Below are 7,038 nucleotides of genomic sequence, written 5' to 3' on the forward strand. Positions count from 1 at the left end.
AAAGTGCCTGCGAGGCACATGGGCCCCATTTTGCCTGAATTTCCTAACTAATTTTCACCCCCAAGAGGTTAATAATGAAAAAGATGAATCAAATATCCACTCTTGTGCGGCCGCTGGTTGCCGCATTGGCGATGGGTGGGCTGGCGGCGGCCATCCTGTCCGGTTGCAGCGCCAATAGCAAGCCGGCCGAAAGCCAGGGACCTGCTGCAGGCGGGCCGCCAGTATCGGCAGCCGTCGTCGTGCAGAAGTCCGTCGCCGAAACCCAGGAATTCTCCGGCCGTATTGAAGCCATCGACCACGTGGAAATCCGTCCACGCGTCAGCGGCTTCATTACTTCGGTGAACTTCAAGCCTGGCAGCGAGGTGAAAAAAGGTGATGTGCTGTTCGTGATCGACCCGCGTCCATTCCAGGCAGAAGCCAGCCGCGCCGATGCCGCCGCCAATTCGGCGCGTGCCAAGGCCGACCTGGCCAAGCTGGAACTGGCCCGTGCCGAAAAGCTGCTGGCCGATAAAGCCATCGCCCAGCGCGAATTCGACGAACGCGCCTCGGCACTGAAAGAACTGGATGCTACGGCCCGCGCCGCCGCTTCGGCAGCCGAAGCAGCGCGCCTGAACCTGTCCTACACCCAGGTGGTATCGCCGATCAACGGCCGCGTGTCGAAGGCGGAGATCACCCTCGGCAACCTCGTCGACCCGAACGCCGTGCTGACCAGCGTGGTCTCGCTGGACAAGATCTACGCCAGCTTCGACGGCGACGAAGACACTTTCCTGCGCGTCGGCGGCCAGGCCTACAAAGGCCAGCCGGTTAGCGTGAAAGTGGGCCTGGCCAACGAAGCGGGCTTCCCGCATGAGGGCAAGCTGGAATTCGTCGACAACCAGCTCGATACCCGCACCGGTTCGGTGCGCATGCGCGCCACCTTCGACAACAAGGACCGCTCGCTGGTGCCTGGCCTGTTCGCCCGCGTCCAGTTGGACGGCGGCACTGCCACCCGTACTTCGCTGCTGATCAACGACCGTGCAGTCGGTACTGACCAGAACCGCAAGTTCGTGTTCGTGGTGGGCGCCGACAACAAGGCGGAATACCGTCCTGTGGTGCTGGGCCCGAACATCGAAGGCTTGCGTGTGGTGCGCGACGGCCTGAAAGCCGGCGAGAAGATCGTCGTCAACGGCCTGCAGCGCGTGCGCCCTGGCGCGCCGATCACGCCGCAAATGGTCGACATGACCTTTGACCCGATGGCAGCAGAAAAAGTGGCCGCCGCCGATGCCAAGAAAACCAAGGAATAATCCATGAATTTTTCACGCTTCTTTGTCGATAAACCGATCTTCGCGGCGGTTTTATCGATCATTGTCTTCGTAGCGGGCTTGATCTCGATCTTCAAGCTGCCCGTCTCCGAATACCCGGAAGTGGTGCCGCCATCCGTCGTGGTGCGCGCCGTCTACCCGGGCGCGAACCCGAAAGTGATTGCGGAAACCGTCGCCGCGCCGCTCGAAGAGCAGATCAACGGTGTCGAGAACATGCTGTACATGTCCTCGCAAAACACCTCCGATGGCGCGCTGATGCTGACCGTGACCTTCAAGATCGGCACCGACGTCGACAAGGCTGAAACCGCGGTGCAGAACCGTGTGCAGCGCGCCTTGCCACGCCTGCCGGAAGAGGTGCGCCAGATCGGCGTGACTACGGTGAAGTCTTCGCCGAACCTGACGATGGTGGTCCACCTGCTGTCGCCGAACGGCCGCTACGACGACCTGTACCTGCGCAACTACGGCGTGCTGAACGTTAAAGACCAGCTGGCCCGTATTCCAGGCATGGGCGACGTGCAGATCTTCGGCGCCGGCGACTACGCCATGCGCGTCTGGCTCGACCCGCAGAAGGTCGCCGGCCGCAATATGACCGCGTCCGACGTGGTCGACGCGATCCGCGAGCAGAACGTGCAGGTGGCTGCCGGTGTGGTGGGCGCTGCGCCTTCCAAGTCGGCCGACTTCCAGTTGACCGTCAACACCCAGGGCCGCCTGAGCTCCGTCGAGGAATTTGGCGATATCATCGTCAAGACCAATGACGACGGCGCGCTGACCCGCCTGAAAGACGTGGCCCGCATTGAAATGGGCTCCAACAGCTACTCGCTGCGTTCGCTGCTGAACAACCATTCCGCAGTGGGCCTGGGTATCTTCGAAGCCCCTAACAGCAATGCGCTGGAGCTGTCGGCCAATGTGCGCGCCAAGATGGAAGAACTGAAAAAGGACTTCCCTGAAGGCGTGGCCTACGACATCGTGTATGACCCGACCCAGTTCGTGCGCGAGTCGATCAAGTCCGTGATCCACACCCTGCTGGAAGCGGTGGCCCTGGTGGTGATCGTGGTGATCATCTTCCTGCAAACCTGGCGCGCCTCGATCATCCCGCTGCTGGCGGTGCCTGTATCGATCGTGGGTACCTTCGCGGTGATGATCGGCTTCGGCTTCTCGATCAATACGCTGTCGCTGTTCGGCCTGGTGCTGGCCATCGGTATCGTGGTCGACGATGCGATCGTGGTGGTGGAGAACGTGGAGCGTAATATCGCCAACGGCCTGTCGGCCCGCGATGCGACCATCCAGGCCATGAAAGAGGTGTCGGGCCCGATTATCGCCATCGCCCTGGTGCTGTGCGCCGTGTTCGTGCCGATCGCCTTCGTGTCCGGCCTGACCGGCCAGTTCTACCGCCAGTTCGCGCTGACCATTGCTATTTCGACCGTCATTTCGGCACTGTGCTCGCTGACCCTGGCCCCGGCCCTGTCGGCATCGCTGCTGCGCCCGCATGACGCACCGAAAGATGCGCTGACCCGCGTGATGGACAAGATCTTCGGCCGCTTCTTCGCCTGGTTCAACCGCTTCTTCAACCGCGCTTCGCACAGCTATGAAACCGGCGTGCAGGGCGTGCTGAAGCGCAAGTCCGCCTCGGTCCTGGTGTACCTGGTGCTGGCTGCTGCCGCTGGCATCATGTTCAAGGTCGTGCCAAGCGGCTTCGTGCCGGGCCAGGATAAGCAATACCTGGTGGGCTTCGCCCAACTGCCTGACGCCGCATCGCTGGAACGCACTGAACAGGTGATCCGCAAGATGTCCGATATCGCCAAGGAAATCCCTGGCGTGGATGCTTCGGTTGCCTTCCCGGGCCTGTCGATCAACGGCTTCACCAATGCGCCGAACGCGGGTATCGTGTTCACCACGCTGAAGCCATTCCACGAGCGTACCGACCCGTCGCAATCGGGTGCGGCCATCGCAGCGGAGATCAACAAGCGCATGGGCGCCGTGCAGGACGCGTTCGTGATGGTGTTCCCGCCGCCGCCTGTCAACGGCCTGGGTACCACCGGCGGCTTCAAGATGATGATCGAAGACCGCAACAACGCCGGCTACGATGATCTGTACAAGACCGTGCAGGCGATCCAGATGAAGGCATGGCAGGACAAGCGCTTGGCCGGTGTGTTCTCCAGCTTCCAGATCAATGTGCCGCAGCTGTTCGCGGACATCGATCGCTCCAAGGCCAAGCAACTGGGCGTGCCGCTGCAGACCATCTACCAGACCTTGCAGATCAACCTTGGTTCGCTGTATGTGAACGACTTCAACCAGTTCGGCCGTACCTACCAGGTGCGTGTGCAGGCTGATGCGCCGTTCCGTTCGCAGGCCGAGCAGATCGCACAGCTGAAGGTCCGCAACGGCAAAGGCGAGATGATTCCACTGTCCTCGCTGATGCGCGTGAAAGACAGCTATGGCCCGGATCGCGTGGAGCGCTACAACGCCTACGTGTCGGCCGAGATCAATGGCGGTCCGGCGCCGGGCTTCTCGTCCGGCCAGGCCCAGGCCGCGCTGGAAGAAATCACCAAGGCGACCCTGCCTAAAGGCATGGGCTACGAATGGACCGAGCTGACTTACCAGGAGATCCTGGCCGGTAACACCATGATCTACGTGTTCCCGCTGTGCGTGCTGCTGGTGTTCCTGGTGCTGGCTGCCCAGTACGAAAGCTGGACCCTGCCGCTGGCCGTGATCCTGATCGTGCCGATGTCGATCCTGTGCGCCCTGATTGGCGTCAAGCTGACCGGTGGCGACAACAACGTGTTCACGCAGATTGCCTTGTTCGTGCTGGTCGGGTTGGCGTCCAAGAACGCGATCCTGATCGTGGAGTTTGCGCGGGAACTGGAAGACCATGGCCGTACCATCCTGGAAGCGGCGCTGGAAGCTTGCCGCCTGCGTCTGCGCCCGATCCTGATGACGTCGATCGCCTTCATCATGGGTGTGGTACCGCTGGTGTTCTCGGTTGGTGCAGGTGCTGAAATGCGTCATGCAATGGGTGTGGCGGTGTTCGCCGGCATGCTGGGCGTGACCTTCTTCGGCCTGTTCCTGACGCCGGTGTTCTACGTCCTGCTGCGCACCCTGGCCAAGCGCCTTGAGAAGAAATCCCCGGCAGCCGACGCTGCCCCGCAACTGGAAGGGACCCACTAATATGAAAAGTATGATTGCCAAGGGCGTAGCCCCGCTGCTGGCAGCACTGCTGCTGACGGCATGCGCCGCGCCCGAATTCAAGCAACCGCAAGTCGACACCCCGGCCGCCTTCAAGGAACCGCAGGTGATGACTGCCGAAGACGGCACCAGCTGGAAGCCGGCCCAGAACGCCGAGCGCCAGCCGCGCGGCGAATGGTGGCTGGCCTTCAGCGACTCGGCCCTGAATGAGCTGATCGCCGAAGCGACCCGCAACAACGCCAACCTTGCCGTGGCGGCCGCCCGCGTCAAGCAGGCGCGCGCCATCGCCGGCATCGCCGAAGCGGACCGCATTCCGCAGATCGGCGTGGGCGTTGGCGCCCAGCGTGCCCGCAATTCGGCATTGTCGCTGGGCGTGCCGGCCAGCACCGATATTGCGCCGCAGACCACCTACAACGCGAACCTGACGGCCAGCTATGAAGTGGACCTGTTCGGCCGCGTATCGAGCAATGTGTCCGCGGCCCGTGGCGACGCCGCGCAGGTGGAAGCGAACTACCGCTCCGTCCTGCTGTCGCTGCAAGCCGACGTGGCACAGACCTATTTCCGCCTGCGCGCCACGGACGCCGAATTGGCGACTGTGGAGCAGACGGTCCGTTTGCGCGAAGAGAGTGTGAAGGTCAACCAGCGTCGTTTCGACCTGGGCGACATCGGTGAATTCGACCTCTCCCGCGCCAAGACCGAACTGGCAACCACCCGCTCGGAAGCGATCGGCCTGCAACGCCGCCGCGCGACCACCGAGCATGCCCTGGCTGTCCTGCTAGGCAAGCCGGCCGCAGCCTACACGGCGGGCAACAGCCCGCTGCTGGATTCGACGCTGCTGCCGGCGATCCCTTCCGGTGTGCCTTCCTCGCTGCTGGAGCGCCGTCCTGACATCGCCGCTGCACAGAAAGCGATGGAAGCGTCGAACGCCCGTATCGGCGTAGCCCGCTCGGCCATGTTCCCTGCGCTGAACATCACCGCCAACGGCGGCGGCGCTGCCGGCCACTTCAGCGACGTATTCAAATGGAGCAGCCGCTCCTGGGTGCTGGGCGCCTTGCTGTCGATGCCCTTGATTGACGGCGGCCGTAACAGCAACAACGTCAAGCGCAGCGAAGCAGCCCTGGAAGAATCGGTTGCGGGCTACCGCCAGACCGTGCTGGGCGCCTTCGCCGAGGTGGAAGACAACCTGGCAGGCCTGCGTATCCTGGGCGGCCAGACCGCGCAGATCGACGACGCGCTGGTTTCGGCCCGCCGTTCGGCTGACCTGGCGCAGAAACTGTACGACGCCGGCCGTTCCAGCTACCTGGACCTGCTGGACGCACAGCGCAACCTGGCAGCCGTGGAGCGCAGCGCCGTGCAACTGCGCGGCGACCGCGCGGTGACTACTGTGGCGTTGATCCGTTCCCTGGGCGGCGACTGGAACTAAGTCAAGTTAGATCAGCCCTTAACGGCGCTCCGCATTCGCGGGCGCCGTTTTTTTTTATTTCGAGATTTGCAATACAAACTGATCGTATGAGATGATGCTGCGCTTGCAAACATGTCAGTGCTTTAATACGCGAAAGGGGAATGAATGGATTTTCATCGAGCGATACGGACTACTAAAATGGCTTTCGTGATGTTCGCTTTGCTGGTCGCGAGTGGCGGAGCAAATGCCACTGACTTTGTGCAAACGGGGCTCACTCTCCTGAAGATAAGAGCGGTTGGTGACTATCAAGGAACAGTGTATGACAACACTATCGAGCTTTGGTTCTCAGCACCATTGAACTGGCCCGCCGGATCTAGTTGTGCATCGGCTGCCGCCCCACGCGTATATATAGACGCAAAGAACAAGCAATTGGTAGCTGCAGCATATCTGGCCTTAGCAACAGGCAAAAAGGTTGACATCAATGTCGACGACACGCTGCCGATTCGGGCAGGATCGTGCGAAGTGTCATATCTCGACATTTCTGCTTAGCTTTTTTGTAGCGAGGAGCCGATAGTCGCGGCCAGTCTCGTCGTTCACCTGTGGGGCAAGGTGCGCTGATGAAGGGGGCGCTGTTTCGTTCCCTGAGCGGCGAATCGCTCCGCACTTGCGGCACCCGCATTTTCGCCCGCTGGCAGTGATCTAATAATGCCTGCCTCCTGGTCATAGAAAAAATAGCTGGCCGTATTTCACTCTGCACCGGCAACGTATAATCACGCGTTTTGGCTCGCGCTCCTGATCAAATGCCCTTCCTTCACAAGGTGACGCTTTCACTGCTCACCATCTTCCTCGTCGTCTGGTCCTATCTGGCCTTCTACCCGGAGCCGGCACTGAATACGCAAGCGCTTGGCCCCGAAGCAAAAGCATTCGTCAGCCAGTCACTGAAAGATTTCTGCACAGGCCTGTATACCGACGGCGTTTGTCCGAAGGTCTCGATCGCCAGCAAGCAACGGTGGGTAGCCAGCACGTATCTCGGTGTAAAGTGGACCCATCAGTCAAGACACTTTGCCGCTTAGTTTAAGCTGTGCCCATTTCCAATTCCACAGCTGCATGGCGCTGCCCCGTAATTCCTGCATTTTTCTGCTCGCCGTCATC

4 protein-coding genes are annotated in these 7,038 nt (G+C 61.3%); all 4 read left to right on the plus strand.

The window, feature by feature from the left end; genetic code table 11:
• The first annotated feature begins 74 nt into the window (after positions 1-74).
• Complete coding sequence (locus ASD58_RS05735) at positions 75-1,283, plus strand: efflux RND transporter periplasmic adaptor subunit (RefSeq protein ID WP_057260135.1); 1,209 nt, start codon at positions 75-77, stop codon at positions 1,281-1,283.
• A gap of 3 nt (positions 1,284-1,286) precedes the next feature.
• Entirely contained in the window at positions 1,287-4,466 is a 3,180-nt protein-coding gene (locus ASD58_RS05740) for an efflux RND transporter permease subunit (protein ID WP_057260136.1), read from the plus strand.
• 1 nt (position 4,467) lies between these two features.
• Entirely contained in the window at positions 4,468-5,907 is a 1,440-nt protein-coding gene (locus ASD58_RS05745; protein WP_057260137.1) for an efflux transporter outer membrane subunit, read from the plus strand.
• Positions 5,908-6,084: 177 nt separating this feature from the next.
• A complete protein-coding gene (locus tag ASD58_RS05750) occupies positions 6,085-6,435 on the plus strand; it encodes a hypothetical protein (protein WP_057260138.1) in 351 nt (116 codons plus the stop codon).
• Positions 6,436-7,038: the final 603 nt, after the last annotated feature.

This window comes from Duganella sp. Root1480D1 (assembly GCF_001427305.1).
In the GTDB taxonomy this organism is placed as follows: domain Bacteria; phylum Pseudomonadota; class Gammaproteobacteria; order Burkholderiales; family Burkholderiaceae_D; genus Rugamonas.